The organism is Streptomyces inusitatus, from assembly GCF_014651115.1.
Classification (GTDB): Bacteria; Actinomycetota; Actinomycetes; order Streptomycetales; family Streptomycetaceae; genus Streptomyces; species Streptomyces amakusaensis.
Window position 1 is genome coordinate 1 of sequence record NZ_BMWG01000069.1, and the last position, 2,095, is coordinate 2,095.

General features: G+C 67.8%; 1 protein-coding gene. It reads right to left on the bottom strand.

Annotated features, from left to right (window positions below; all coding sequences use genetic code 11):
- Nucleotides 1-2,095 (bottom strand): non-ribosomal peptide synthetase (locus IE247_RS33835; RefSeq protein WP_190127205.1); only part of this gene is annotated, 2,095 nt, incomplete at both ends.

Here is a 2,095-nt window from a genome sequence, read left to right on the forward strand (position 1 = left end):
ATGCCCACCCAAATCAAAGAAACTGTCATGAATCCCCACCCGAGGCACCCCAAGAACCTCAGCAAACAAACGACAGAGGTCCTCTTCCCGAGGGGTGCGGGGGGCATCGTCCGTGACCGCAGCGGCGGCGAAGTACGGAGTGGGCAGAGCCCTGCGGTCGAGCTTCCCGTTCACCGTCAGCGGGAGCTGGTCCAGGACGACCACCGCGGCCGGGACCATATAGTCCGGCAGTTCCCCGCCGACTGATCGGCGAAGCTCCGCCCCATCGAGCCGGGCACCGGCCTCGGGAACGGCGTACGCCACCAGTCGCTGATCGTCCGGCCGGTCGGAACGCACCACCACGGCGGCCTGGCCGACGCCCTCCCGCGCCAGCAGCACGGCCTCGATCTCACCCAGCTCGATACGGAAACCCCGCACCTTCACCTGATCATCAGCCCGGCCCACATACTCCAGACTCCCGTCCCGCAGCCTGCGCACCAGATCCCCCGTCCGGTACATCCGGGTGCCCGCGGGACCGTAGGGATCCGCGACAAAGCGGCCCGCCGTCAGAGCGGCGCGCCCCGCGTAACCGCGCGCCACACCCGCGCCCGACACATACAGCTCACCCACGACACCGACGGGCACGAGCCGCAGGGCCGGGTCCAGGACATGCAGACGGAGGTCGGGGACCGGGTGTCCGATGACACTGGCCGTGGAGCGGGTCGAGTGCGCGTCCAGGGCGACATGGCTGGTGTAGATGGTGGCTTCCGTGGGGCCGTACGCATTGACCAGAATCGGGGCGCCGTCGGCATGGCGCTCGTACCAGCCGGTCAGCCGGCTCGGGTCCAGCGCCTCGCCCGCGAGCATGATCCAGCGCAGGGCCAGGTCTCGTCCGGGACGTGGATCCGCCTGGTCCACCTGGTCGAGCTGGTAGAACGCGGACGGCGTCTCATTGAGAACGGTGACCTTCTCGCGGACCAGGAGCCGCAGCAGCTCCGAGGGCGAGCGGGTGACATCGAAGGGGACGACGACCAGTTTGCCGCCGTGCAGCAGTGCGCCCCAGATCTCCCAGACCGATACATCGAACGAATAGGAGTGGAAGAGCGTCCACACATCGTCGGGGCCGAAGGGGTAGACGGGCCGCAGGGATTCCATCAGCCGCAGCACATTCTGATGCGATACGACGACCCCCTTGGGCCTGCCCGTCGATCCCGAGGTGTAGATGACATAGGCGGCGCTCTCCGGGTGGAGTGCGCCTTCGCGATCCGCGTCGACCAGGTCGGTGTCCGAGTGCCGGCGGAGTGTCTCCGTCGTTTCCGGGCTGTCGAGCACCATCACGGGCACACCGGTGTCGGGCACCAGTGAGGCGGTGTCGGCGGTGGTGAGGACAGAGACCGGACGGGCATCGGTGAGCATGAAAGCGATACGGTCCGCCGGATATTCGGGATCCACCGGAACATAGGCGCTGCCCGCCTTCAGCACCGCGAGTATCCCGATCACCATGTCCATGGAACGCGGCACGGCCAGCGCCACGATCCGCTCGGGGCCGGCTCCCATCGCCACCAGCTCTCGCGCCAGCCGATTCGCCCGCGCGTTCACCTCCGTGTAGCTGAGGGAGACCTCGCCGAACGACAGGGCCGGGGCGTCCGGCGTGCGTGCCACCCGCTCCTCGAACAGCTCCGGCAGTCGACGGGGCTCCACCTCGGGGCCCGGCGGATTCCATTCGGTGAGCAGCCGGTGGCGTTCGTCCTCCGAGAGCGTGTCCAGCCGGCCGATCCGCTCCTCCGGGTGGTCGGCGATCGCCTCCAGCAGCCGGATGAACCGGGCCATGATGTTTTCGACGGCCTCATGCTCGAAGCTGTCCGGGCGGTAGGTCAGCCGCACCCGTATGGGGTCGCCGGGCACGATCGAGAGAGTCAGCGGGTAGTGGGTGACACCGTCGCCGTGCGTCTCGATTCCGGTCAGGCGGAGGCCGCTCTCGGGCGGGACGATGTCATTCAGTTCCATCGGGTAGTTCTCGAAGATCGTGGTGGTGTCGAAGAGTTCACCGGCCCCGGTCCCGGCGATCCGCTGGATCTCCGCGAGACTCAGATACTGGTGATCCAGCAACTCCGAC